Consider the following 527-nt stretch of genomic DNA (forward strand, 5'->3'; position numbering starts at 1 on the left):
TTACTTAAATAAAATAATTTTAGGAATTATATCTATATTAATTTTATTTTTTATGCTTTTATTAAATAAAGTAAACTTTAATAACTATTATGTTTTAAAAAAGACTAATATTACAATAAATAATTAAAATCTATCATTATACTTATTGAATTTATATGGAGAAGGTTGTTATCAATATAATATTACAAATGGATATTTTATAATAAAAAATGAAGGACCTGGAATAAATTATATAATACCATTAGTAGAATACATTAATACTNNNNCATTTATATTTTGCAATCAAACATTCTATTATGATATAACAATTGAAGAATGTTTACCAAAAAATCCATGCAATATAAAATGCACACTAGAGAATTATGTCCAANGAAAATATGCATGGAATATCCATATTGTTCAAATGTAATATATTATATAAAATATTACACATCAAATAATAATTGTTATATGATAGTATATTTTTATATAATAATAATGTTTTTTGTTAAACAGAAAACAATTGTAATATAATTTATCAAATATTA

It is taken from the genome of Candidatus Nanopusillus massiliensis (genome assembly GCF_920984865.1).